Source organism: Escherichia sp. E1130, assembly GCF_005781065.1.
In the GTDB taxonomy this organism is placed as follows: Bacteria; Pseudomonadota; Gammaproteobacteria; order Enterobacterales; family Enterobacteriaceae; genus Escherichia.
This window is the reverse complement of the sequence record NZ_VATL01000005.1, coordinates 13307-38819: the sequence shown is the minus strand read 5'-3', so window position 1 is coordinate 38819 and position 25513 is coordinate 13307. Positions and strand designations below refer to the sequence as shown.

General features: G+C 52.0%; 26 protein-coding genes. 17 read left to right on the top strand and 9 right to left on the bottom strand.

Annotated features, from left to right (window positions below):
* Window positions 1–4: 4 nt before the first annotated feature.
* The 11 genes from rpe to FEK66_RS05880 all read left to right on the top strand — a co-directional run bounded on the left by rpe (window position 5) and on the right by FEK66_RS05880 (window position 10131).
* Window positions 5–682, top strand: coding sequence for a ribulose-phosphate 3-epimerase (gene rpe / locus FEK66_RS05930; RefSeq protein WP_135495231.1), 678 nt, complete (start codon window positions 5–7; stop codon window positions 680–682).
* A complete protein-coding gene (gene gph, locus FEK66_RS05925) occupies window positions 675–1433 on the top strand; it encodes a phosphoglycolate phosphatase (protein ID WP_135495230.1) in 759 nt (252 codons plus the stop codon). The genes rpe and gph overlap by 8 nt, the downstream gene beginning before the upstream one ends.
* The gene (trpS, locus tag FEK66_RS05920; RefSeq protein WP_130208955.1) at window positions 1426–2430 is read left to right on the top strand and encodes a tryptophan--tRNA ligase; all 1005 of its coding nucleotides are present in this window, start codon (window positions 1426–1428) and stop codon (window positions 2428–2430) included. The genes gph and trpS overlap by 8 nt, the downstream gene beginning before the upstream one ends.
* 291 nt (window positions 2431–2721) lie before the next feature.
* On the top strand, window positions 2722–3627 hold the full coding sequence (yhfZ, locus tag FEK66_RS05915; RefSeq protein WP_135560262.1) for a GntR family transcriptional regulator YhfZ: 906 nt from the start codon (window positions 2722–2724) through the stop codon (window positions 3625–3627).
* Window positions 3628–3643: 16 nt separating this feature from the next.
* Window positions 3644–4006 carry a PRD domain-containing protein gene (locus FEK66_RS05910; RefSeq protein ID WP_130208951.1) on the top strand — a complete coding sequence of 121 codons (363 nt, stop codon included), beginning with the start codon at window positions 3644–3646 and terminating at the stop codon, window positions 4004–4006.
* A gap of 83 nt (window positions 4007–4089) precedes the next feature.
* Window positions 4090–5253, top strand: a complete 1164-nt coding sequence (locus FEK66_RS05905; protein ID WP_131161833.1) for a YhfX family PLP-dependent enzyme — start codon at window positions 4090–4092, stop codon at window positions 5251–5253.
* Window positions 5253–6479 (top strand): phosphopentomutase, encoded by a 1227-nt coding sequence (locus FEK66_RS05900; RefSeq protein ID WP_135495228.1) that lies wholly within the window; start codon window positions 5253–5255, stop codon window positions 6477–6479. The genes FEK66_RS05905 and FEK66_RS05900 overlap by 1 nt, the downstream gene beginning before the upstream one ends.
* Complete coding sequence (locus FEK66_RS05895; RefSeq protein WP_130261016.1) at window positions 6476–7354, top strand: phosphotriesterase-related protein; 879 nt, start codon at window positions 6476–6478, stop codon at window positions 7352–7354. Before FEK66_RS05900 ends, FEK66_RS05895 begins: the two co-directional genes overlap by 4 nt.
* 10 nt (window positions 7355–7364) lie before the next feature.
* Complete coding sequence (locus FEK66_RS05890; protein ID WP_000719728.1) at window positions 7365–7718, top strand: DUF2620 domain-containing protein; 354 nt, start codon at window positions 7365–7367, stop codon at window positions 7716–7718.
* Between the two features lie 11 nt (window positions 7719–7729).
* Window positions 7730–9034 (top strand): YhfT family protein, encoded by a 1305-nt coding sequence (locus FEK66_RS05885; protein WP_130261015.1) that lies wholly within the window; start codon window positions 7730–7732, stop codon window positions 9032–9034.
* An 11-nt stretch (window positions 9035–9045) separates the two neighbouring features.
* Entirely contained in the window at window positions 9046–10131 is a 1086-nt protein-coding gene (locus tag FEK66_RS05880; protein ID WP_130261014.1) for an aminotransferase class I/II-fold pyridoxal phosphate-dependent enzyme, read from the top strand.
* 107 nt (window positions 10132–10238) lie between these two features.
* Here the strand turns inward: FEK66_RS05880 and FEK66_RS05875 are convergent, their stop codons facing one another.
* From FEK66_RS05875 to tsgA, 6 genes are all read right to left on the bottom strand, one after another.
* Window positions 10239–10406, bottom strand: coding sequence for a YhfL family protein (locus FEK66_RS05875; RefSeq protein WP_064527562.1), 168 nt, complete (start codon window positions 10404–10406; stop codon window positions 10239–10241).
* Window positions 10407–10807: 401 nt separating this feature from the next.
* Complete coding sequence (cysG, locus tag FEK66_RS05870) at window positions 10808–12181, bottom strand: siroheme synthase CysG (RefSeq protein ID WP_130261013.1); 1374 nt, start codon at window positions 12179–12181, stop codon at window positions 10808–10810.
* Between the two features lie 18 nt (window positions 12182–12199).
* A complete protein-coding gene (nirC, locus tag FEK66_RS05865) occupies window positions 12200–13006 on the bottom strand; it encodes a nitrite transporter NirC (RefSeq protein ID WP_130208937.1) in 807 nt (268 codons plus the stop codon).
* 126 nt (window positions 13007–13132) lie between these two features.
* The gene (nirD, locus tag FEK66_RS05860; protein WP_000084764.1) at window positions 13133–13459 is read right to left on the bottom strand and encodes a nitrite reductase small subunit NirD; all 327 of its coding nucleotides are present in this window, start codon (window positions 13457–13459) and stop codon (window positions 13133–13135) included.
* A complete protein-coding gene (nirB, locus tag FEK66_RS05855) occupies window positions 13456–15999 on the bottom strand; it encodes an NADPH-nitrite reductase large subunit (RefSeq protein WP_000049213.1) in 2544 nt (847 codons plus the stop codon). The genes nirD and nirB overlap by 4 nt, the downstream gene beginning before the upstream one ends.
* Window positions 16000–16260: 261 nt before the next feature.
* Window positions 16261–17442, bottom strand: coding sequence for an MFS transporter TsgA (gene tsgA, locus FEK66_RS05850; protein WP_130208935.1), 1182 nt, complete (start codon window positions 17440–17442; stop codon window positions 16261–16263).
* Window positions 17443–17706: 264 nt separating this feature from the next.
* Here tsgA and ppiA point away from each other — a divergent pair, with 264 nt between their 5' ends.
* The 5 genes from ppiA to argD all read left to right on the top strand — a co-directional run bounded on the left by ppiA (window position 17707) and on the right by argD (window position 21044).
* Window positions 17707–18279 carry a peptidylprolyl isomerase A gene (gene ppiA / locus FEK66_RS05845; protein WP_064527557.1) on the top strand — a complete coding sequence of 191 codons (573 nt, stop codon included), beginning with the start codon at window positions 17707–17709 and terminating at the stop codon, window positions 18277–18279.
* A gap of 104 nt (window positions 18280–18383) precedes the next feature.
* Window positions 18384–18551 carry a YhfG family protein gene (locus FEK66_RS05840; protein WP_000736860.1) on the top strand — a complete coding sequence of 56 codons (168 nt, stop codon included), beginning with the start codon at window positions 18384–18386 and terminating at the stop codon, window positions 18549–18551.
* A complete protein-coding gene (locus FEK66_RS05835; RefSeq protein ID WP_131161827.1) occupies window positions 18541–19143 on the top strand; it encodes a putative adenosine monophosphate-protein transferase Fic in 603 nt (200 codons plus the stop codon). The genes FEK66_RS05840 and FEK66_RS05835 overlap by 11 nt, the downstream gene beginning before the upstream one ends.
* A 31-nt stretch (window positions 19144–19174) precedes the next feature.
* A complete protein-coding gene (gene pabA, locus FEK66_RS05830) occupies window positions 19175–19738 on the top strand; it encodes an aminodeoxychorismate synthase component 2 (RefSeq protein WP_135495227.1) in 564 nt (187 codons plus the stop codon).
* Window positions 19739–19823: 85 nt separating this feature from the next.
* Complete coding sequence (gene argD / locus FEK66_RS05825; RefSeq protein WP_135495226.1) at window positions 19824–21044, top strand: bifunctional acetylornithine/succinyldiaminopimelate transaminase; 1221 nt, start codon at window positions 19824–19826, stop codon at window positions 21042–21044.
* A gap of 56 nt (window positions 21045–21100) precedes the next feature.
* On the opposite strand, the gene FEK66_RS05820 is transcribed toward argD, so the two are convergent.
* Window positions 21101–23191, bottom strand: a complete 2091-nt coding sequence (locus tag FEK66_RS05820; protein WP_130209200.1) for a YccS/YhfK family putative transporter — start codon at window positions 23189–23191, stop codon at window positions 21101–21103.
* Between the two features lie 50 nt (window positions 23192–23241).
* Entirely contained in the window at window positions 23242–23874 is a 633-nt protein-coding gene (gene crp / locus FEK66_RS05815) for a cAMP-activated global transcriptional regulator CRP (protein ID WP_000242755.1), read from the bottom strand.
* A 301-nt stretch (window positions 23875–24175) separates the two neighbouring features.
* On the opposite strand from crp, the gene FEK66_RS05810 reads away from it, so the two are divergent.
* Window positions 24176–24580 carry an OsmC family protein gene (locus FEK66_RS05810; protein WP_001148908.1) on the top strand — a complete coding sequence of 135 codons (405 nt, stop codon included), beginning with the start codon at window positions 24176–24178 and terminating at the stop codon, window positions 24578–24580.
* 54 nt (window positions 24581–24634) lie between these two features.
* Here FEK66_RS05810 and FEK66_RS05805 read toward each other — a convergent pair whose 3' ends face one another.
* On the bottom strand, window positions 24635–25504 hold the full coding sequence (locus tag FEK66_RS05805; RefSeq protein ID WP_130208927.1) for a phosphoribulokinase: 870 nt from the start codon (window positions 25502–25504) through the stop codon (window positions 24635–24637).
* Window positions 25505–25513: the final 9 nt, after the last annotated feature.

Here is a 25513-nt window from a genome sequence, read left to right as displayed (position 1 = left end):
GCGGATGAAACAGTATTTGATTGCCCCCTCAATTCTGTCGGCTGATTTTGCCCGCCTGGGTGAAGATACCGCAAAGGCCCTGGCAGCTGGCGCTGATGTCGTGCATTTTGACGTCATGGATAACCACTATGTTCCCAACCTGACAATTGGGCCAATGGTGCTGAAATCCTTGCGTAACTACGGCATTACCGCCCCTATCGACGTGCATCTGATGGTGAAACCCGTCGATCGCATTGTGCCGGATTTCGCTGCTGCTGGCGCCAGTATCATTACCTTTCATCCAGAAGCCTCCGAGCATGTTGACCGCACGCTGCAACTGATTAAAGAAAATGGCTGTAAAGCGGGGCTGGTATTTAACCCGGCGACACCATTGAGCTATCTGGATTATGTGATGGACAAGCTGGATGTGATCCTGCTGATGTCCGTCAACCCTGGTTTCGGCGGTCAGTCTTTCATTCCGCAAACACTGGATAAACTGCGCGAAGTGCGCCGCCGCATCGATGAGTCGGGCTTTGATGTCCGTCTGGAAGTGGACGGTGGTGTGAAGGTGAACAACATTGGCGAAATCGCTGCGGCGGGAGCGGATATGTTCGTCGCCGGTTCGGCAATCTTCGACCAGCCAGACTACAAAAAAGTCATTGATGAAATGCGCAGTGAACTGGCAAAGGTAAGTCATGAATAAGTTTGAAGATATTCGCGGCGTCGCTTTTGATCTCGACGGTACGCTGGTGGACAGTGCTCCAGGTCTTTCTGCTGCGGTAGATATGGCGCTGTATGCGCTGGAGTTGCCCGTTGCAGGCGAAGAACGCGTTATTACCTGGATTGGCAACGGCGCAGATGTCCTGATGGAGCGGGCATTGGCCTGGGCGCGTCAGGAACGTGCGACCCTGCGTAAAACAATGGGTAAACCGCCCGTTGATGACGACATTCCGGCAGAAGAACAGGTACGTATTCTGCGTAAACTGTTCGATCGCTACTATGGCGAGGTTGCCGAAGAGGGGACGTTTTTGTTCCCGCACGTTGCCGATACTCTGGGCGCGTTGCAGGCTAAAGGCCTGCCGCTAGGCCTGGTTACCAACAAACCGACGCCGTTCGTCGCGCCGCTGCTCGAAGCCTTAGATATCGCCAAATACTTCAGCGTGGTGATTGGTGGTGATGACGTGCAAAACAAAAAACCGCATCCGGACCCGCTGTTACTGGTGGCTGCGCGGATGGGAATTGCCCCACAACAGATGCTGTTTGTTGGCGACTCACGCAATGATATTCAGGCGGCAAAAGCGGCAGGTTGCCCATCAGTTGGCTTAACCTACGGATATAACTACGGCGAGGCTATCGATCTCAGCCAGCCTGATGTAATTTATCACTCTATAAATGACCTTCTGCCCGCATTAGGGCTTCCGCATAGCGAAAATCAGGAATCGAAAAATGACTAAGCCCATCGTTTTTAGTGGCGCACAGCCCTCAGGTGAATTGACCATTGGTAACTACATGGGTGCGCTGCGTCAGTGGGTAAACATGCAGGATGACTACCATTGCATTTACTGCATCGTTGACCAACATGCCATCACCGTGCGCCAGGATGCGCAAAAGCTGCGTAAAGCGACGCTGGATACGCTGGCCCTGTACCTGGCATGTGGCATCGATCCTGAGAAAAGCACCATTTTTGTTCAGTCCCATGTACCAGAACATGCGCAGCTAGGCTGGGCGTTGAACTGCTATACCTACTTCGGCGAACTGAGCCGCATGACCCAATTCAAAGATAAATCTGCGCGTTATGCCGAGAACATCAACGCTGGTCTGTTTGACTATCCGGTGCTGATGGCGGCGGACATCCTGCTGTATCAAACCAATCTGGTGCCGGTCGGTGAAGATCAGAAACAGCATCTGGAACTGAGCCGCGATATCGCCCAGCGTTTCAACGCGCTGTATGGCGATATTTTTAAAGTACCGGAGCCGTTTATTCCGAAATCTGGCGCGCGCGTAATGTCGCTGCTGGAGCCGACCAAGAAGATGTCCAAGTCTGACGATAACCGCAATAACGTTATCGGCCTGCTGGAAGATCCGAAATCGGTAGTGAAGAAAATCAAACGTGCGGTCACTGACTCCGACGAGCCACCGGTAGTTCGCTACGATGTGCAGAACAAAGCGGGCGTTTCCAACCTGCTGGATATCCTTTCTGCAGTTACTGGCAAGAGCATCCCGGAACTGGAAAAACAGTTCGAAGGCAAGATGTATGGTCATCTGAAAGGCGAAGTGGCTGATGCCGTTTCCGGTATGCTGACTGAATTGCAGGAACGCTATCACCGTTTCCGCAATGACGAAGCCTTCCTGCAACAGGTGATGAAAGACGGCGCAGAAAAAGCCAGCGCGCACGCTTCCCGTACGCTGAAAGCGGTGTATGAAGCGATTGGTTTTGTGGCGAAGCCGTAATTCACTATTGCTGGCAAATTGCGCTTTGTTCATGCCGGATGCGGCGTGAACGCCTTATCCGGCCTACAAAGTAATGCACATATTGCAAGGAAATGTAGGCCTGATAAGCGTAGCGCCATCAGGCAATTTTGCTTTTATCATCACTCTGAAACTGGGGAAACCCGGTTTTTTTATCCTCTTTTCGCAACAACCCGAAAAAATGTGAAGTGCCTCGCCGTTTCCACATCTCTTAGTTGCCACTTATCTTCATTTTAATGAAGATATAAATATTCACTTTATTGAAAATATATTATGCGTCGAACGTTTATCAAAAAAGAAGGCGTCGTCATCACGACTCTGGCTCGTTATCTGTTAGGTGAAAAGTGCGGTAATCGATTGAAAACCATAGATGAACTGGCAACTGAATGCCATTCATCGGTTGGTCTGACACAGGCCGCGCTGAAAACGCTGGAATCAAGCGGCGCGATTAGAATTGAACGCCGTGGGCGCAATGGCAGTTATCTGGTCGAGATGGATAACAAAGCATTGCTGACTCATGTGGATATCAACAACGTGGTATGTGCGATGCCCTTGCCCTATACCCGTTTGTACGAAGGACTGGCAAGCGGGCTGAAAGCTCAGTTTGATAGCATTCCTTTTTATTATGCGCATATGCGCGGCGCGGATATTCGCGTGGAGTGTTTACTTAACGGCGTCTATGACATGGCGGTAGTGTCCCGCCTGGCGGCAGAAAGTTATCTCACGCAAAAAGGGTTATGCCTGGCGCTGGAACTTGGGCCGCATACCTATGTTGGCGAGCACCAGCTGATTTGCCGTAAAGGGGCGTCCGGCAACGTGAAACGCGTGGGGCTGGATAACCGCTCGGCGGATCAGAAAATCATGACCGATGTCTTTTTTGGCAATAGCGATGTGGAGCGCGTCGACCTCTCATATCACGAGAGTTTACAACGCATTGTAAAAGGCGATGTCGATGCGGTTATCTGGAACGTGGTGGCGGAAAGCGAACTGGCCATGCTGGGATTAGAAGCGACGCCGCTGACGAACGATCCACGATTTTTACAGGCCACTGAAGCCGTGGTGCTAACGCGAGCCGATGATTACCCGATGCAACAATTGCTACGTGCGGTTGTTGATAAACATGCCCTGCTTGCTCATCAACAGCGAGTCGTCAGTGGGGAACTTGAACCCAGTTATTAAGCGAAAGGCGTCTTAAATGGAAAACAGACTCAACCTGCTTTGCGAGGCAGGCGTCATTGATAAGGACATCTGCAAAGGCATGATGCAGGTCGTCAAAGTACTGGAAACAGAATGCCATCTTCCCATACGCAGCGAGCAGGGAACGATGGCGATGACGCATATGGCGAGTGCGCTGATGCGCAGTCGTCGGGGCGAACACATACTGCCGCTGGATGACGAATTACTGGCGGAACTGGCGCAATCCACATACTGGCCAGCGATTGTGCAATTGCATCAGGTGCTATTGAAGGAATTCGCGCTGGAAATTAACCCGTGTGAAGAAGGGTATTTGCTGGCCAATCTCTATGGATTATGGATGGCCGCCAACGAAGGTGTCTGAGTTATACGGCAAATCCGCGTCACATAACTTAAATATTCAAAAAAATGAATGTTTAATTCAAGGAATAGAAACGAGGCAACAAGATGTTTGTAGAAGCATTGAAACGCCAGAACCCAGCGCTGATTTCCGCCGCACTAAGCTTGTGGCAGCAGGGCAAGATCGCCCCGGACAGTTGGGTTGTCGACGTGGATCAGTTACTGGAAAACGGTAAGAGGCTGATTGAGACGGCGCGGCTTTACGGCATTGAGCTGTATCTGATGACCAAGCAGTTTGGCCGTAATCCATGGCTGGCGGAAAAACTTCTGGCACTGGGCTACAGCGGCATTGTGGCGGTGGATTACAAAGAGGCGCGGGTCATGCGCCGCGCCGGTCTGCCGGTGGCGCATCAGGGACATCTGGTGCAAATCCCTTGTCACCAGGTTTCTGACGCCGTTGCACAGGGAACTGACGTCATCACCGTGTTTACTCTCGACAAAGCGCGGGAAGTCTCTGCGGCAGCGGTGAATGCCGGACGTGTGCAGTCTGTGCTGCTCAAAGTTTATAGCGACGATGATTTTCTTTATCCGGGCCAGGAGAGCGGTTTTCCCCAAAACACGCTGCATGACATTGTCGCTGAAATCCAGAAACTGCCGGGACTACATTTAGCGGGACTTACCCATTTCCCTTGCCTGCTTTGGGATGAAACAAGCGGGAAAGTTTTGCCGACACCGAATCTTCACACGCTGGTACAAGCACGGGATCAACTGGCGAAATCTGGTATTGCGATTGAGCAACTGAACGCGCCTTCAGCGACCAGCTGCACTTCGCTGCCATTACTGGCGGAATACGGTGTGACTCATGCCGAACCCGGTCATGCACTGACGGGCACTATTCCGGCAAACCAGCAGGGCGATCAGCCTGAACGTATCGCCATGCTCTGGTTAAGTGAAATCTCCCATCATTTCCGTGGCGACAGCTACTGCTACGGCGGCGGTTACTACCGTCGTGGTCATGCTCACCGCGCTCTGGTTTTTACTAAAGAAAATCAAAAGATTACTGAAACCAATCTCAAAACTGTAGATGACAGCAGTATCGACTACACCCTGCCGTTAGCAGGTGAGTTTCCGGTGAGCAGCGCGGTGGTGCTCTGTTTTCGTACGCAGATTTTTGTTACCCGCAGTGATGTCGTGCTGGTATCGGGTATTCAGCGTGGCGAACCGGAGATCGTCGGTCGTTATGACAGTCTTGGAAACTCTCTGGGGGCGTAATGGCGCGATTCGTGGTGTTAGTGATTGATAGCTTTGGCGTAGGCGCAATGAAAGATGTCACGCTGGTGCGTCCGCAGGATGCGGGAGCGAATACCTGTGGTCACATTCTGAGCCAGCTGCCGCATTTGCAGCTGCCAACGCTGGAGAAAATGGGGCTAATCAACGCATTAGGTTATGTGCCTGGAGATATGCAGCCGTCAGACTCCTCAACCTGGGGCGTGGCAGAGCTGCAACATGAAGGTGGCGATACCTTTATGGGGCATCAGGAAATTTTAGGCACGCGCCCGTTACCGCCGCTACGGATGCCCTTTCGCGATGTGCTTGACCGTGTTGAGCAAGCATTACTTAACGCTGGCTGGCAGGTGGAGCGCCGTGGCGATGATCTGCAATTTCTGTGGGTCAATCAGGCGGTTGCGATTGGCGATAATCTCGAGGCGGATTTAGGCCAAGTCTATAACATCACAGCCAATCTCTCTGTGATCTCTTTTGACGACGCAATCAAAATTGGTCGTATCGTGCGTGACCAAGTACAGGTCGGTCGGGTCATTACATTTGGCGGCTTGTTAACCGACAGTCAGCGTATTCTCGATGCCGCAGAAAGCAAAGAAGGGCGCTTTATTGGCATCAACGCGCCGCGTTCTGGCGCTTATGACAACGGTTTCCAGGTCGTGCATATGGGCTATGGCGTCGATGAAAAAGTGCAGGTGCCACAAAAACTGTATGAAGCAGGCGTGCCAACCGTGCTGGTGGGTAAGGTGGCAGATATCGTCAACAATCCTTATGGCGTGAGCTGGCAAAACCTGGTGGATAGCCAGCGGATTATGGATATCACCCTCGACGAATTTATCACCCATCAGACAGCGTTTATTTGCACCAACATTCAGGAAACCGACCTCGCTGGTCACGCAGAAGACGTCGCACGTTATGCCGAACGTTTGCAGGTCGTTGACCGTAATCTTGCTCTCCTGGTTGAGGCGATGCAGCCAGATGACTGCCTGATTGTCATGGCGGATCACGGCAACGACCCGACAATCGGTCACAGCCACCATACCCGCGAAGTCGTGCCTGTGCTGGTTTATCAGCAAGGGCTGGTCCATACGCAACTCGGTGTGCGCACCACGCTTTCTGATGTGGGGGCTACCGTGTGTGAATTTTTCCGTGCGCCACCGCCACAAAATGGTCGCTCTTTTCTTTCCTCCCTCCGGTTTGCAGGAGACACCCTATGAGTTTTGATCCGACGGGTTACACCCTGGCCCATGAGCATCTGCATATTGATCTCTCCGGCTTTAAAAACAACGTGGACTGCCGCCTTGATCAGTATGGGTTCATCTGCCAGGAGATGAACGACCTGATGGCCCAGGGCGTTCGTAATGTGATCGAGATGACCAACCGTTACATGGGGCGCAATGCGCAATTTATGCTTGATGTAATGCGCGAAACCGGGATCAACGTGGTGGCCTGTACCGGTTATTACCAGGATGCGTTTTTCCCGGAACATGTGGCGATCCGCAGCGTGCAGGAACTGGCGCAGGAGATGGTCGATGAAATTGAACAGGGTATCGATGGCACCGACCTGAAAGCCGGGATTATCGCGGAGATTGGCTCCAGCGAAGGAAAGATTACGCCGCTGGAAGAGAAGGTATTTATTGCCGCCGCGCTGGCACATAACCAGACCGGACGCCCGATCTCCACACATACCTCTTTTAGCACCATGGGGCTGGAACAACTGGCGCTACTGCACGCCCACGGAGTTGATCTTTCGCGCGTCACCGTTGGTCACTGCGATCTGAAAGACAACCTCGACAACATTTTGAAGATGATCGATCTCGGCGCGTACGTGCAGTTCGACACCATTGGTAAGAACAGTTACTACCCGGACGAAAAGCGTATTGCGATGCTTCATGCGCTACGCGACCGTGGGTTGCTGAACCGCGTCATGCTGTCGATGGATATTACACGGCGCTCTCATTTAAAAGCCAACGGTGGTTATGGCTATGACTATTTATTGACCACCTTTATTCCGCAATTGCGCCAGTCAGGATTCAGTCAGGCCGATGTGGATGTGATGTTACGTGAAAATCCCTCTCAATTTTTCCAATAAGGACAGACTCATGAAAAAGATTGGTGTTGCAGGCTTACAGCGTGAGCAGATTAAAAAAACCATTGAAGCGACGGCTCCAGGCTGTTTTGAAGTTTTCATTCATAACGATATGGAAGCAGCGATGAAGGTGAAATCCGGACAACTGGATTACTACATCGGCGCGTGTAATACCGGTGCGGGCGCGGCATTGTCGATTGCCATCGCGGTGATTGGCTATAACAAAAGTTGCACCATTGCCAAGCCGGGCATTAAAGCGAAAGACGAACATATCGCCAAAATGATCGCCGAAGGAAAAGTGGCGTTTGGGCTTTCCGTTGAGCACGTCGAACACGCGATTCCGATGTTGATTAACCATCTGAAATAAAAGGCACGACTATGGATCTGTATATTCAGATTATCGTGGTGGCGTGCCTGACGGGTATGACATCGCTTCTGGCGCATCGCTCGGCGGCTGTTTTTCATGACGGTATCCGCCCGATCCTGCCGCAACTGATTGAAGGCTATATGAACCGTCGCGAGGCGGGGAGTATCGCTTTTGGTCTGAGCATTGGTTTTGTGGCTTCGGTGGGGATCTCTTTTACCCTGAAAACCGGGCTACTCAACGCATGGTTACTCTTTCTTCCTACCGATATCCTCGGCGTACTGGCGATAAACAGCCTGATGGCGTTTGGTCTTGGCGCTATCTGGGGCGTGTTGATCCTTACTTGCCTGTTGCCGGTAAACCAGCTACTGACCGCGCTACCGGTGGATGTATTAGGTAGCCTGGGGGAATTAAGCTCACCGGTGGTTTCAGCGTTTGCACTGTTCCCGCTGGTAGCGATTTTCTACCAGTTTGGCTGGAAGCAAAGTCTGATCGCTGCCGTGGTTGTGCTGATGACCCGTGTGGTGGTAGTGCGCTATTTCCCGCATCTCAATCCGGAATCCATCGAAATCTTTATTGGCATGGTGATGCTGCTGGGGATCGCGATAACTCACGACCTGCGTCATCGTGATGAAAATGATCTTGATACAAGCGGACTTTCCGTCTTTGAAGAGCGTACGTCGCGGATTATCAAAAATTTACCCTATATCGCCATCGTGGGGGCATTGATTGCCGCCGTTGCCAGCATGAAGATTTTTGCTGGTAGCGAAGTGTCGATCTTCACACTGGAGAAAGCATATTCCGCAGGCGTAACGCCGGAACAATCGCAAACGCTGATCAATCAGGCGGCACTGGCGGAATTTATGCGTGGGCTGGGGTTTGTGCCGTTGATTGCCACCACCGCGTTAGCCACCGGCGTATATGCAGTTGCGGGCTTTACCTTTGTTTATGCGGTGGGCTATCTCTCGCCGAATCCGATGGTTGCAGCGGTATTAGGCGCAGTGGTTATTTCGGCAGAAGTCTTGCTGCTTCGTTCGATCGGCAAATGGCTGGGGCGCTACCCGTCGGTGCGTAATGCGTCGGATAACATCCGTAACGCCATGAATATGCTGATGGAAGTGGCGCTGCTGGTCGGTTCGATTTTCGCAGCAATTAAGATGGCGGGTTATACCGGATTCTCTATCGCGGTTGCCATTTACTTCCTCAACGAATCCCTGGGCCGTCCGGTACAGAAAATGGCGGCACCGGTCGTGGCAGTAATGATCACCGGCATCCTGCTGAATGTTCTTTACTGGCTTGGCCTGTTCGTTCCGGCTTAAGGAAGGCATCGATGAAGACGTTTCCTCTGCAAAGCCTGACGATTATTGAGGCGCAGCAAAAGCAGTTTGCGCTGGTGGATAGCATTTGCCGCCATTTCCCCGGCAGCGAGTTTCTTACTGGCGGTGATTTAGGGTTAACTCCAGGTCTGAATCAACCGCGTATTACCCAACGGGTGGAGCAGGTGCTGGCTGATGCATTTCACGCACAGGCCGCGGCGCTGGTGCAGGGCGCGGGGACTGGAGCAATTCGCGCCGGGCTGGCGGCTTTGCTCAAACCGGGGCAGCTTCTTCTGGTGCATGACGCGCCTGTTTATCCGACGACGCAGGTCATTGTTGAGCAGATGGGGCTGACGCTTATCACTGCTGATTTCAATGACCTGGCGGCACTTAAGCAGGTCGTCGAAGAGCAACAACCGGATGCGGCGCTAGTACAGCATACGCGCCAGCAGCCACAGGACAGCTACATGCTGGCAGATGTGCTGGCAACGTTGCGCTCGTCTGGCGTTCCAGCGTTAACCGATGACAACTATGCGGTGATGAAGGTAGCGCGAATCGGCTGCGAATGCGGGGCGAATGTTTCGACATTCTCCTGCTTCAAGCTGTTTGGGCCAGAGGGTGTTGGCGCGGTGGTAGGTGATGCCGATGTTATTAGTCGGATTCGCGCCACGCTTTACTCCGGCGGCAGCCAGATTCAGGGGGCTCAGGCGCTGGAAGTGTTGCGTGGGCTGGTGTTCGCGCCTGTAATGCATGCGGTGCAGGCGGGTGTTTCTGAACGGTTGCTGGCTTTACTTAACGGTGGTGCGGTGCCGGAAGTTAAAAACGCCGTCATTGCTAATGCGCAGTCGAAAGTATTAATTGTGGAGTTTCATCAGCCGATTGCCGCCAGGGTGCTGGAAGAGGCGCAAAAGCGCGGCGCGTTGCCTTACCCGGTGGGTGCGGAGTCGAAATATGAAATCTCGCCGCTCTTTTACCGCCTTTCCGGAACGTTTCGCCAGGCGAATCCACAATTAGAACATTGTGCGATTCGCATTAATCCGAATCGTAGTGGTGAAGAGACGGTGCTGCGGATTTTGCGTGAGAGTATTGCCAGCGTTTAATCGTTGTGAATGACGTTTTCGGAGTTAATACAAAAACAAATACGCCCTCAGGTAATCCCGAGGGCGTCAGGTAATTAAATCAGCGTTAGCTAATTTCAGTCAGAGACTTACTGTGCAGTAGGACCGCAGCCGCCAATGATTTTAGAAATAGAAATTGCCGGGTGCAGCAGGTAGTCGTAAGAGCAGTTCTTTTCACGGTTTTCAATATGACCAGTACATGCAGTTAATGTTGCCAGGACTGCACCAACCAGTGCCACTTTAATAAACTTGTTCATTTTCATTCCCTATGTAAAATATATCGAGTAATATTCATTGATTATGTGAATATAAGCAAACAGCTCGCTAAAGACGATACAGGAATATCTATTGTGCGTCAGTGAACGGACTATGAATATTATGCTTATATTTGTAAGCCGCTGTAACTGCAGGGCGTTATTAAAATAAATTATACTCGTCATACTTCAAGTTGCATGTGCTGCGTCTGCGTTCGCTCACCCCAGTCACTTACTCATGTAAGCTCCTGGGGATTCACTCGCTTGTCGCCTTCCTGCAACTCGAATTATTTAGAGTATAGTTAAAAGTTTGTTTTATGTATGCTGAAAATAAACATTAATATAAGTATGTTTGTAAATAAAAAAAGGCCAGAAATATCCGGCCTTAGTTAATTTTTTTTAAATTAATGGTTAGAGAACCAATTTAATTTATTGCGCAGGCCAACGACCCGACCAATAATAATTAATGATGGGCTGTTCATTTGTTGAGCCAGTTCACCTAGCTGCGCGAGCGTACCGTCAATCACGCGCTGCGTGACTGCCGTGCCGTTTTCAACAATCGCCACTGGTATTTCACCAGGCATTCCGTGTTCAATCAGTTTTTGCTGAATGGTCGCGGCCTGATTCAGCCCCATATAGAATACCAGCGTCTGTTTTTCTGCCGCCAGATTTTCCCAGTCCAGCTCGCCACCGGTTTTTAAGTGTCCGGTAATTAAGCGTACGCTCTGAGCATAATCGCGATGCGTAAGTGGAATACCCGAATAGGCAGAGCAACCAGAAGCTGCGGTAATACCCGGAACCACCGAGAACGGAATACCCGCGTTGCACAGTGTTTCCAGCTCTTCGCCACCACGGCCGAAAATAAACGGATCGCCGCCTTTCAGACGCACCACGCGTTTGCCTTTTTGCGCTTCCCTAAGAAGGATCTGGTTAATCTCTTCCTGCGGTACGCAGTGGTATCCCGCGCGTTTACCGACGAAGACACGATCCGCATCTCGACGTACCAGATTCATAATATCGTCAGAAACCAGACGGTCGTAGACCACCACATCAGCCTGCTGAATTTGTTGCAGACCTTTCAGAGTCAGCAGCCCGGCATCGCCCGGACCTGCGCCAACCAGCACCACTTCACCACGATGATCGAGCGGTTCGTTGATTAACTGTTCGGTGGTTTCAGTAATGGCTTTCTGATCGTTGTTTGCCAGCGACTGCGCCAGGCGGTCGTTAACGAACAATTTTTCCCAGAAACGGCGACGTTCACCCATCGTGGCGAACTGTTGTTTGACCCGACCGCGTAACTGCCCGGCATATTTCGCCACCTGGCCCAGATGCAGCGGCAGCAGTGATTCAAGTTTTTCGCGCAACAGTCGCGCCAGAACCGGAGAGGTCCCGCCAGAGGAGACCGCTACCATTAGCGGTGAGCGGTCAATAATCGACGGCATAATAAAGCTGGCGGCTTTCGGCGCATCGACCACGTTACAGAAGATACGACGAGATTCAGCGGCTTCGCTGACACGCTGGTTAAGCGCGTCATCATCCGTCGCTGCAATCGCCAGCCAGCAGGTGTCGAGAAGGCTTTCATCAAATGGCCCTTCGACGAGGGTTAACATGCCTGCATCTGCCCATGCGGTGAACTGTGGAATAAACGCTAATGCATTCACCGTTAAGCGAGCGCCTGCGTCTAACAGCAACCTTGCTTTGCGTTCCGCGACATCACCACCGCCGACAATCAGACAGTCGCGATCGCGTAATTGGCAAAATATAGGCAAATGATCCACGTAAAAACCCCTTAGTAATTAACCGGCAGCCGTTTCAGTTTGATTAAATTTGTCCGCAATCGGACGATTCGCTTTCGGCGTAGCATACCAATAACCCAATCCCATGAATACGGCGCCCGATAAAGTATTACCCAGCGTCACCCATAGCAGGTTATGACCAATACCCGCCAGCGTGTAGGCTTCGCTGTGGTTACCGAACCAGGAGAGCGCGAACAGCGTCATGTTAGCGATGGAGTGCTCATAGCCGGACGCGATAAATGCCAGCAGACACCACCAGATAGCGATAAATTTCGCCGCCCCTTCAGTGCGCAACGCCATCCAGATTGCCAGGCAAACCAGCCAGTTACACAATGCACCTTTGAAGAACAGTACCATTGCCGGTGCGGTGGTTTTAGCCAGCGCGACGGAGTGAACGATGCTGGTATCTACCGGCAGCAGGCTACCACCGCCCCAGCTATAGAGCATGGCAACAAAGACGGAACCGACCAGATTACCCAGCCAGGTTTGCGGCAGGATTGCCCACATTTGCCCGTGGCTGATGGTGCCCGCTTTCACCCCAAAGGTGAGGAACATTGTGTGTCCGGTGAACAGTTCAGAACCGGCGATAATCACCAGCGTTAAGGCGATACCAAAAGTCGCGCCCATCACCAGAGGACGTATGGACGGATCGAGCAAATTACCGAGCGTGAAAATCAGGATGATCCCAAGACCCACATACGCGCCCGCCATGGCGGAGCTGACCCAAAAGCCGAGCGGGTTATTTGCCGACAGGCGAGCAATGCGCGCAGCATTAGCCGCACACTTATTAATAGTGTCTGTAAACATTTGATTATCCTTTAAAAAAATAAAAACAAAAAGTAAAACAAAAAGTTTAAAAAATGTCCTGCAATATACCGAAGGTCATTACAGGACAATGCAAAAAGGGGAGGCATTGCGCCTCCCGTTAAAACATTAACCGCGTAGCTGTACCACGCCGTCTTTCACTCGTGCTTCGTAATGCTTGACGGAAAACTGCTCGTCTTCCATGCACAAGCCGTCGCTTAAGCGAAAACGCTGTTTTTTCAGCGGGCTGGCGACCCACAGCTCGCCCTGGTGTTCCGCAATCAGCCCGCGTGACAGCACGCTGGATTCGAAGAACGGATCGATGTTGCTGATCGCAAACACCTGATCGCTGTGATACGGGCGGAAAATCGCGACCTGCTCGTCACCTAACAGCGCGCAGACGCCGGTTTCAGGCAGGATGTCATCGATTTTGCAGATGTCTTTCCACTGGCTCATGCGTTGTCCTCCACCAGAGTTACCGGGATACGTTCATACGGCGTTGCCGGACGGTGCTGTTCGCGCTCTGGCACCATCTGCACGTTCGGGTCACGCTTGTCGCTGTTGATGAAGTGTTTGAAGCGAGTCTGCGCAGACGGCGTGTTGACCGTTTCAGTCCACTCACACACTACCGCTTCACGCAGGCGCGCCATCTCTTCTTCCAGATGTGCGTTCAGCCCCAGTTTGTCGTCAATGATCACCGCTTTCAGGTAATCAATGCCGCCTTCGAGGTTTTCTAACCACGGTGCGGTACGCGTCAGTTTGTCGGCGGTACGGATGTAGAACATCATGAAGCGGTCGAGGTATTTGATCAGCGTTTCGCGATCGATATCCGCCGCCAGCAGATCCGCATGACGCGGTTTCATACCGCCGTTACCGCAAACGTACAGGTTCCAGCCTTTTTCAGTGGCGATAATACCCACGTCTTTACCCTGAGCTTCTGAACATTCACGGGTACAGCCGGAGACACCGAACTTCATTTTGTGCGGAGTACGGATGCCTTTGTAGCGGTTTTCCAGTTCCACGCCGAGGCCGACGCTGTCGCCAACGCCGTAGCGGCACCAGGTGCTACCCACGCAGGTTTTCGCCATACGCAGTGCTTTCGCATAGGCATGACCGGTTTCGAAGCCTGCTTCAATCAGCTGACGCCAGATCTCCGGCAGATCGTCTTTTTGTGCGCCAAACATCGCCAGGCGCTGGGAGCCGGTGATTTTGGTGTAGAGATTAAATTCACGCGCGATACGACCCACTGCCATCAGCCCTTCCGGGGTGATTTCACCGCCCGGAGAACGCGGGATCACCGAGTAGGTGCCGTCTTTCTGGATGTTAGCGAGGAAGTTGTCGTTAGAATCCTGCAGCGGAGTATGTTCCGGCTTCAGAATGTATTCGTTCCAGCAGGAGGCCAGCAGCGAACCGACGGTCGGTTTACAAACTTCACAACCGTAGCCTTTGCCGTGTTTCGCCAGCAGTTCTTCGAAGGTTTTAATGCCTTCAACGCGGATCAAATGGAACAGTTCCTGACGCGAATAAGCAAAGTGTTCGCACAGGTTGTTGTTAACTTCGATGCCCTGTTTCGCCAGTTCCGCGTTCAGTACCTGAGTGACCAGCGGGATACAGCCACCGCAGCCAGTACCCGCTTTGGTTTCGGCTTTCAGCGCCGCAACGGTGTGGCAGCCTTTGTTGATGGCAGCAATCAGATCACCTTTGGTGACGTCGAAGCAGGAGCAGATTTGCGCGCTGTCCGGCAGTTTATCAACACCGATAGACGGCTTACCGCTACCAGAGTGCGCTGGCAGGATCAGGGAATCCGGGTTTTCCGGCAGCTCGATAGCGTTCAGCACCAGTTGCAGCAGATTACCGTAGTCGCTGGTATCGCCCACCAGTACCGCGCCGAGCAGGGTTTTGTTGTCTTCGCTGACAATCAGGCGTTTGTAGATCTCTTTGCTTTCGTCGAGGTAAACGTAGCTACGTGCGCCAGGCGTGCGACCGTGTGCATCACCAATACCGCCTACGTCTACGCCCAGCAGTTTCAGCTTGGCGCTAAGGTCAGCACCTTCAAAGGCGTTTTCGCTGCCAAGAATGTGGTCAACGGCGACCTGCGCCATTTTGTAGCCAGGTGCTACCAGACCAAATACACGGTTGTTCCAGCTTGCGCATTCACCGATGGCGTAGATATCCGGATCGGAAGTCTGGCAGGAATCATTAATGACAATACCCCCACGCGGAGCTACGTCCAGACCACACTGGGTTGCCAGTTTATCGCGCGGACGGATACCGGTAGAGAAGACGATAAAGTCAACTTCCAGCTCGCTGCCGTCGGCAAAACGCATGGTTTTACGCGCTTCAACACCTTCCTGCACAATCTCAAGGGTGTTTTTGCTGGTGTGAACGCGCACGCCCATGCTTTCGATTTTGCGACGCAGCTGTTCGCCGCCCATCTGATCAAGCTGTTCTGCCATCAGCATAGGGGCAAATTCAATAACGTGGGTTTCAATACCTAAGTTTTTCAGCGCGCCAGCGGCTTCCAGACCTAACAGGCCGCCACCAACAACGGCACCGCGTTTGCTGCGACGGGCGCAGGATTCAATGGCGTTGAGGTCTTCAATGGTGCGATAGACAAAGCAGTCCTGGGTATCAGAACCTTTGATTGGCGGGATCCACGGATAGGAACCGGTCGCCATGATCAGCTTGTCATAAAAAACGGTACGCCCGGCGCTGGAGTGGATCACCTTCTCCTGACGGTTGATGGTGATAGCGCGTTCGCCGACCAGAACTTTGATGCCGTGTTTCTCGTAGAAGCCTTCGCGCACCAGCGACAGCTCTTCGGCGGTGTGGTGAGAGAAGTAAGACGAGAGGTGTACGCGGTCATAAGCGATGCGCGGTTCTTCACAGAAAACGGTAATATCAAAGTTGGCCGCATCAGATTTATCAAGAAGATCTTCGATAAAGCGATGGCCGACCATACCGTTACCGATAATTGCGAGTCTGACTTTGCTCATTTTTGCCTCGATTTCTTTTTTATTACCGCCTACCTTAACGATTCAGCAACCCCGCTTATTGATGTAAATCAAATTCACCTTTATATACTCCTTAAGTGGTATATTGCTGATTTGTATAAATTTTCTTAAGTCACGGAATTGTCTGATATTTCATGTTTGTGTAAAAAACACACAAAATGAAAGGTTTTATAGAGATGAAGGCACGTTGCGGGGGAAGAGAAGAAAAGGCCGGACGACGATAGCGCCGCCCGGCATGAGCAATTAATGAGAGGTCAGGGTGTTGTGCTGACGGTGGCGGCTGACGAAACCTAACAGGAAGCACATCACAAAGACGACAGCGTACAGACCGTTTGCTGTAAGCAGTGCCGCCTGCGGACCGCTATGTTCAACAATCGGTCCGGTAACCACAAAGGTCAACATGGTGCCGATGGTCCCGCAGGTCAGGACAAAGTTAACCAGTTTTGGCGATGGTACTTTGGTCTGCTGTGAACCCAGGGTGATGATGGTGGTATAGATCGCGCTGGAGAAGAAGCCCAGGGCGAGAATTGACCACGCCATATGTGCCGGTGTTCCGGTGTTAAAGACATACATCAGAATCGCAGCCAGACCAGCCAGTACGGTCAGAATGCGTTGCAGATCAAAGAAGCGAAGAATAAAGCTGAATGCCCACATGCCAACCATGTACGACATCCAGAAGTTGCTTACCAGCGTACCTGCATCGTTCAGGCTCATGCCCAGACCTTTGGCATACTCCGGCACCCAGGAGATAAAACCTAACTGGCCGAGGATGTAGCACAGTGCCGCAATGGAGAGAAACAGCACGCCGATCCCCCATTTTTCTTTCGCTACCGGAGCGTCAGTTTTTGGCGCATGTTTACCCAGAGCCGGGAACTCACAGCCGAAGGTCAGAATAAAGATAGCGACGTACACCAGCCCGATGCAGGCATAAACCCAGTACCACTCAATGCTGCGTGCCAGCAGATACGCGGCAATCATCGGGAAAATCATCCCGGCCATGCTGAAGAAGGAGTCGGTAAATAACAGGCGGGAACCGCGCTGACGCCCTTCATACATTTGCGTTATCAGGAACGTACCAATCGACATGGTGATGCCGCTAACCACCCCGAGAATGAACATCGCCGCCGAGAACAGCGCCAGGCTGTGGCTGAACATCAAACCGGCAACCGCCAGCACCATCAGGAGAAAGCCAAAACGTAACTGCGTTTTCAACGGGACGATTTCCATCAGCCAGGCGTTGAGGAAGATAGAGATTAAAATGCCGGCATTGAGGAAGGTGAAGGTATTACTCATACTGGAAACAGGCAGATTGAAATAATCGGCGATGTTTCCCATCACCATCCCGGTGACAATAACCAACGCACCGGTCAGTGCGTAGGAGAGAAAGCTAATCCATGTGAGCTTGATGCGATTGCTGTTAGTCATGATTGGCCTGCGTTAAAAGATAAAATGGCATAGTGGATATGCTGCGAGCGGGCGATTTTAGGTGATTTTGTGATCTGATTAAATATTTAATTGCAAACGGTTGCTAATTTGCAATATTTAAGGTGATTCTCATCACGAAATATACGTGATCATCAGGTTACATATATTTCAAGTGCGTAAAATTAGGTAAAGGAATGGCCTTGTCATTGAAGGCTATTTAGAATCTCTCCACTTGCTTTTTTTCTGCTCTGTTAAGGAAATCTCATGTTCAAATCGACCCTGGCAGCTGTTGTAGCTGTTTTCGCTCTTTCTGCTCTCTCACCTGAAGCAATGGCAGCGAAAGGGGATCCGCACGTATTGTTAACAACCTCTGCTGGTAATATCGAACTGGAGCTGGATAGCCAGAAAGCGCCAGTATCAGTGCAAAATTTCGTCGATTATGTGAACAGCGGCTTTTATAACAACACCACTTTTCACCGGGTGATCCCGGGCTTTATGATTCAGGGTGGTGGATTTACCGAGCAGATGCAGCAGAAAAAACCGAATCCGCCGATCAAAAATGAGGCTGATAACGGTCTGCGTAACACCCGTGGCACCATCGCGATGGCGCGTACCGCCGACAAAGACAGCGCCACCAGCCAGTTCTTTATCAACGTTGCCGATAACGCCTTCCTCGACCACGGTCAGCGTGATTTCGGTTACGCGGTATTTGGCAAAGTGGTGAAAGGCATGGATGTTGCTGACAAGATTTCCCAGGTCCCAACCCATGATGTTGGCCCGTACCAGAATGTGCCGTCAAAACCGGTAGTTATCCTTTCCGCTAAAGTCCTGCCGTAAGGATTTCTCGCGCGGGTAATCTTGCCCGCGCCTCTGCTCTCCCGGCGTAACCTGGATTTGCCGCTTATACTTGTGGCAAACGGACACGTTCAGGGAGGCATCAAGTGAAGAAACTCACCGATAAGCAAAAGTCCCGTCTCTGGGAGCTTCAGCGTAATCGTAATTTCCAGGCCAGCCGCCGCCTTGAAGGCGTCGAGATGCCATTAGTCACTCTTACTGCCGCAGAGGCTTTAGCACGCCTTGAAGAGCTGAGGAGGCACTATGAGCGATAAATTCGGCGAAGGGCGCGATCCGTATCTTTATCCTGGCCTTGATATCATGCGTAATCGGTTGAATATCCGCCAGCAGCAGCGGCTGGAACAGGCTGCTTACGAAATGACGGCGCTGCGTGCTGCGGCCATTGAGCTTGGTCCGCTGGTGCGCGGTTTACCGCATTTGCGCGCTATTCATCGCCAGCTTTATCAGGATATTTTCGACTGGGCGGGGCAACTACGCGAAGTCGATATTTATCAGGGCGATACGCCGTTCTGCCACTTTGCCTATATCGAAAAAGAGGGCAATGCCCTGATGCAGGATCTGGAGGAAGAAGGTTATCTGGTTGGCCTGGAGAAAGCGAAGTTCGTCGAGCGGCTGGCGCACTACTATTGTGAAATCAACGTCCTGCATCCATTCCGTGCGGGAAGCGGTCTGGCGCAGCGGATCTTCTTCGAACAACTGGCGATTCATGCCGGATATCAACTGAACTGGCAAGGTATTGGTGAAGAGGCCTGGAATCAGGCGAATCAGAGTGGGGCAATGGGTGATCTTACCGCGCTGCAGATGATATTTAGCAAAGTGGTAAGCGAAGCCGGGGAATCTGAGTAAAATAGCGCGGTTCTTTCGTACCGGAGCCGCCATGATCCTGCTTATTGATAACTACGATTCTTTTACCTGGAACCTCTACCAGTACTTTTGTGAACTGGGGGCCGATGTGCTGGTTAAGCGCAACGATGCGTTGACGTTGGCGGATATCGACGCCCTTAAACCGCAAAAAATTGTCATATCACCCGGCCCCTGTACGCCAGATGAAGCCGGGATCTCCCTTGACGTTATTCGTCACTATGCCGGGCGCTTGCCGATCCTTGGCGTCTGCCTCGGTCATCAGGCGATGGCACAGGCTTTTGGTGGCAAAGTTGTGCGCGCCGCAAAGGTCATGCACGGCAAAACCTCGCCGATTACACATAACGGTGAGGGCGTATTCCTGGGGCTAGCGAATCCACTCACTGTGACGCGCTACCATTCGCTGGTGGTGGAACCTGACTCATTACCAGCGTGCTTTGACGTGACGGCCTGGAGCGAAACCCGCGAGATTATGGGGATTCGCCATCGCCAGTGGGATCTGGAAGGTGTGCAGTTCCATCCAGAAAGTATTCTTAGCGAACAAGGACATCAACTGCTGGCTAATTTCCTGCATCGCTGATTTCTGATTGCTATCAAGTGATTTTTTATGCATATTTTGTGATTATAATTTCACATTGATTTATGCGTAACAGGGTGATCATGAGATGGCAATTGAACAAATAGCAATTACACGCGCGACTTTCGATGAAGTGATTCTGCCGATTTATGCTCCGGCAGAGTTTATTCCGGTAAAAGGTCAGGGCAGCCGAGTCTGGGATCAGCAAGGCAAAGAGTATGTCGATTTCGCGGGCGGGATTGCGGTAACGGCGTTAGGCCATTGCCATCCGGCGCTGGTGGAAGCGTTAAAAACCCAGGGGGAAACTCTGTGGCATATCAGCAACGTTTTCACCAATGAACCGGCGCTGCGTCTTGGGCGTAAACTGATTGAGGCGACGTTTGCCGAACGCGTGGTGTTTATGAACTCCGGTACGGAAGCCAACGAAACCGCTTTTAAACTGGCGCGTCACTACGCCTGCGTGCGTCATAGTCCGTTCAAAACCAAAATCATCGCCTTCCATAACGCCTTTCATGGTCGCTCGTTGTTTACCGTTTCTGTGGGCGGGCAGCCAAAATATTCCGACGGCTTTGGGCCGAAACCGGCAGATATTATCCACGTGCCTTTTAATGATCTTCACGCAGTGAAAGCGGTGATGGATGACCATACCTGCGCGGTGGTGGTTGAGCCGATTCAGGGCGAGGGCGGCGTGACGGCGGCGACGCCAGCGTTTTTGCAGGGCTTGCGTGAGTTGTGCGATCAGCATCATGCATTGCTGGTGTTTGATGAAGTGCAGTGTGGAATGGGGCGGACTGGCGATTTGTTTGCCTATATGCACTACGGCGTGACGCCAGATATTTTGACCTCTGCGAAAGCCCTGGGCGGCGGCTTCCCGATTAGCGCCATGCTGACCACGGCGGAGATTGCTTCAGCGTTTCATCCTGGTTCTCACGGTTCCACCTACGGCGGTAATCCACTGGCCTGTGCAGTCGCGGGTGCGGCATTTGATATCATCAATACCCCTGAAGTGCTGGAAGGCATTCAGGCGAAATGCCAGCGTTTTGTTGACCATTTGCAGAAGATCGATCAGCAGTTTGATGTGTTTAGCGATATTCGTGGCATGGGGTTGTTGATTGGCGCGGAGCTGAAACCTCAGTACAAAGGTCAGGCGCGTGATTTTCTTTATGCGGGTGCCGAGGCTGGCGTAATGGTGCTGAACGCTGGGCCGGATGTGATGCGTTTTGCGCCATCGCTGGTGGTGGATGATGCGGATATCGATGAAGGGATGCAACGTTTCGCCCAAGCGGTGGCGAAGGTGGTCGGGGCGTAAATAAGACGCGTCAGCGTCGTATCAGGCAAAGGGTGTCGCTTCTGGCAATGAATTGATTACGCCTTCGAATCCCGCAACTTGCGACTCAACCAAATCCCATGATGCGGTCGCTGACGCCACGCCATCGACGATATGGTGTGCATGGTGTTCAGATGGCCAATAACCCGTTGTAAATGCTGTTCCAGGGTACCAGCCGCGCCTTCGTGCGGCAGCATCTCTGGCGCGTCTATGATATTGGCGTCACCAGACCCGCCCGGCTCGTCATATTCCAGCCGCTGTTGACAGCGTTGAATAGCGATTTCACAAGACTGCAAATACTCTTGCGCCAGCTCCTGTGGTAATGTCCGGTGTTCTCGTGCCAGCGTGGTCATGGCATTAATATGTTCAACAATAAACTGACTATGTGTTACCCACAGTTTCATGTCAGCCAGATAATGGCTGTTAAACGCGGGTTCCTGCATCGCCTGATTTAATGAGTTATACAGAGTGTTATGTGCCTGATTAACCCGCATTCGCTGCCAGGCCAGTGGTGTTGGTTGCGGATCTTTACTCAGGATCAGACGAATCGCTTCCTGGTAGGTTTCTAAAGCATCATGGGCGTTCTTACGCAATAACCCGCTCTGCCACTGCGGCCACAGCCATACCGTGCCACCGAAGGCAATCAAACAACCAATAATGGTATCGATAAGACGCGGAATGATGTATTGCTCGCCGTTCAGCCACAACAGTTGCAGGGTATACACCGCAGTAATGGTAAAGCCGACCGTTGCCCAGCCGTAGTTTTTGCGCAATATCAGGTAGCTGGCGAGGGTGGTAAACAGCATCAGCGTCAGGGTGTAACCTTCGGGAATTTTAAAGTGCAGCGCCACGCCCGCAATGATTAACCCGACCACGGTTCCCACGGAGCGATTCACAATCCTCAGACGGGTCGCGCCGTAACCATTTTGTGTCACCAGCAACACCGTCATCAGGATCCAGTACGACTTCGGCAGATGCAGCGCGGTACCCATCAAACTGGCGACGCTCAACATCACACTGAGTCGCCCGGCATTGCGCAGTGCCGGAGATTTCAATGAAAGATAACTTTTCAGCGCCGGAAGTAATGGCATTCGCCGCTGTTTATCCGCCAGCAGATCGCGGGCATAGAGTGGTTTCTGGGTACGCAGCACACGAGCGATGCGGCTGAAGTGCCAGTAGCAGAATTGCCCCACGGGGTTATCCGGGTGTTGGCGGGCGATTTTCTCCAGTGCACCAATTTGCTTCTCCATCGTAAAACGCGTCGGCAGGCGATGGTAAAGAATGTCATCAGCCAGCACGCGCAGGCGAGCGGCGATGGTTTGCGCATTCCAGCGGATAACTTCCTCCGCATGGCTACGCTCGACCAACTTTTGCACCTCTTCAGGTTGATGCAAACTGACCGAAATATGTTCCTGTAAATCCAGAGCTTCCTGGAAAATGCGCAACATCCGCTTGTAGTCAGTATTATTTTGCGCGGAAAGCATGTGCATTTGCTGATAGCACTGGGTAATTAAATCGACCGCTTTTTGCTGGCGTACCAGTAGTGGCGGGAGCGCTTTTTCGGGATCGGTGTGCTGAGTGAGCAGACTGTATTTGATTTCACAGTAATCAGCCAGTTCACGGTAGAGCAGACTAAGTGATTCGCGTAGGGGTTGTTCGCGCCAGATCCAGAACCAAAACCAGTTAAACAGCCCGTACCAGAGTGTGCCTAACGCATAAATGAGCAATGGCTCCCATACCGGCATATATCCCGCCAGACTGAGGGTGAAAATGGCAGCCAGCAGCGATGCAGGAAGCAATTTTGCGTGTAATGGCCCAAGCTCGGCAGTGACGCCAAGTACCAGCGTTAACCCAGTCAGCAGAAAGGGTAGGGGGATATCTTTTTCCAACAGCAGCTGTGTCAGTAAGCTACAGGTAGCAAACAGCGACGCGCCAATAATCAAGCGTTTGAAAAAACGTTTATGGGGGGTATCAAGCCCCGCAATGTTGCAACAGGCAGGGACGAGTGAAAACAGCAGGCCGAGTCTTAATTCGCCAAACAACAGACCAACGGCCACGGGCAAACATAGCACCAGTGTTTGTCGTAGTGCATAGTTGATATCAGGATGATAAATCAGTCTGCGCCACATCGGTTTAAACAAAATGGCGCGCTACCAGGTAACGCGCCACTCCGATGGGGTTAACGGGTGCCGTAAACGACGATGGTTTTCCCGTGTGCGGAGATCAGGTTCTGATCTTCCAGCATCTTCAGAATGCGCCCCACGGTTTCACGAGAACAGCCGACAATCTGACCGATTTCCTGACGGGTAATTTTAATTTGCATACCGTCCGGGTGAGTCATGGCATCGGGTTGTTTCGCCAGATTCAGCAGCGTCTGCGCGATGCGACCTGTAACGTCGAGGAAAGCGAGGTTGCCTACTTTCTCTGAAGTGACTTGCAGACGACGCGCCATCTGCGCGGAGAGACGCATCAGAATATCCGGGTTAACCTGAATTAATTGACGAAATTTTTTGTAGGAAATTTCAGCTACTTCACAGGCGGTTTTTGCACGTACCCATGCGCTACGTTCCTGGCCTTCTTCAAACAGGCCCAATTCGCCAATAAAATCACCCTGATTCAGATAGGAGAGGATCATTTCTTTACCCTCCTCGTCTTTGATCAGCACTGCCACAGAGCCTTTAACGATGTAGTACAGCGTTTCCGCTTTTTCACCCTGGTGAATAAGCGTGCTCTTGGATGGATACTTATGAATGTGGCAATGAGACAAGAACCATTCGAGAGTCGGGTCTGTTTGCGGTTTGCCAAGCACCATGCGCGGTTATCCTCTGTTATAAGCTTTCTCCAGAGCCAGAAAACGCCGCTGTCTCTGGGTTGCCGAAATGTGCTTCCCGCTACCTGGGAAGGGGCTATCAACTGAACTGCACGGTAATGTGACGTCCTTTACATACATGCAGTACATCAATGTATTACTGTAGCATCCTGACTGTTTTAGCATAGCTTTCGCTCTGTGTCTCCTGGTGTCTCGCTTCAGCATGACCCAGGTCGCCTTCCGTTGCGCGATTTGGTCAGTACGCGTACTCTGTCAGGAAAATTGACGCAATGGAGTTCCGATTATGCAAGCGCGTGTGAAGTGGGTTGAAGGGTTAACTTTTTTGGGTGAATCCGCCTCTGGTCACCAGATTTTAATGGATGGCAACTCTGGCGATAAAGCGCCAAGTCCGATGGAAATGGTGCTGATGGCGGCGGGTGGCTGTAGCGCCATTGATGTGGTTTCTATCCTGCAAAAAGGGCGTCAGGATGTGGTTGATTGTGAAGTAAAACTAACCTCTGAACGCCGCGAAGAGGCTCCGCGCCTGTTTACCCATATCAATTTGCATTTTATCGTCACCGGTCGCGACCTGAAGGACGCAGCGGTTGCGCGTGCGGTGGATCTCTCTGCTGAGAAATATTGTTCAGTGGCGCTGATGCTGGAAAAAGCCGTGAATATTACCCACTCGTATGAAGTGGTTGCCGCGTGATTTAACTACCCCGTTGTGACGCCGGATAGTATTTTATCCGGCTTATTAGCGGCGCTACTCGATTTTCTTCCCTTCCATCAGTCGTTGCACCAGCGGCAGCATAATTAACTCCATTGCCAGACCCATTTTGCCGCCCGGCACCACTAATGTATTGATGTGGGAAATGAATGAGCCCTGCAACATCGCCAGTAGCCAGGGGAAATCGATCCCTTCCAGATTACGAAAATGGATCACCACAAAGCTTTCATCCAGCGATGGTATGCCTTTTGCCGCGAACGGGTTTGAAGTGTCGACGGTGGGAACGCGCTGGAAGTTAAGATGGGTGCGGGAAAACTGCGGCGTGATGTAGTTGATATAGTCTTCCATTGAACGCACTACAGAGTCCATCACTGCTTCTCGTGAGTGCCCGCGCTCGCTGGTGTCGCGGATGAGTTTTTGAATCCACTCCAGGTTAACGATAGGCACTACGCCAACCAGTAAATCCACATGCTGCGCGACGTTATGTTGTGGTGTGACCACGCCGCCGTGTAAACCTTCATAAAACAGTACATCGGTCGGTTCCGGTAAAGGTTGCCATGGGGTGAATGTCCCCGGTACCTGATTCCACGGTACGGCTTCGTCGTAGGTATGCAGATATTTGCGAGATTTCCCTTTGCCGCTCTGGCCGTATTCAATAAAGGTCTGTTCCAGCAGGCCGAAGTCGTTGGCTTCGGGACCGAAGTAGCTGATATGCCGCCCGGCGTCGCGCGCTTTGCGGATCGCCATGTCCATTTCCGGGCGGGTGTAGCGGTGAAAACTGTCGCCTTCCACCTCGGCGGCTTGCAGATTTAACTGGGCGAATATTTTACGAAACGCGAGGCTGGTGGTGGTAGTCCCCGCGCCGCTGGATCCTGTTACCGCAATGACCGGATGTTTGGCAGACATAGTAACTCC